At 45.9% G+C, this 370-nt stretch carries 2 tRNA genes; both read left to right on the forward strand.

From position 1 onward, the window contains the following. The first annotated feature begins 52 nt into the window (after nucleotides 1-52). Nucleotides 53-129 (forward strand) — tRNA-Met (locus tag IRQ95_RS22070). Between the two features lie 123 nt (nucleotides 130-252). Beyond that, nucleotides 253-328, forward strand: a tRNA-Gly gene (locus tag IRQ95_RS22075). Nucleotides 329-370 lie beyond the last annotated feature (42 nt).

Raw genomic sequence — 370 nt, forward strand, 5'->3', positions numbered from 1 at the left:
TTTCTTTTAAGTGGAAATACAGTTCTCATTGTACTCAACAATGACATCCGGACGCGGGATGGAGCAGCTTGGTAGCTCGTCGGGCTCATAACCCGAAGGTCGTAGGTTCAAATCCTGCTCCCGCAACCACATTTCAGGCGTTGTGATTCGCTAGCTCTCGGGCTCAGCTATTCATAAAACCTAGCGAAGGTCGTTGATTTTAATCCGGCTTACGCAAAACATTAAGATAAATTGCTTAGGCGATTAATCATTGCGACACTAGCTCAGTTGGTAGAGCGCAACCTTGCCAAGGTTGAGGTCACGAGTTCGAACCTCGTGTGTCGCTCCACTTTCTTTTAAGTGGAAATACAGTTCTCATTGTACTCAACAA

Source organism: Vibrio fluminensis, assembly GCF_015278125.1.
In the GTDB taxonomy this organism is placed as follows: Bacteria; Pseudomonadota; Gammaproteobacteria; order Enterobacterales; family Vibrionaceae; genus Vibrio; species Vibrio fluminensis.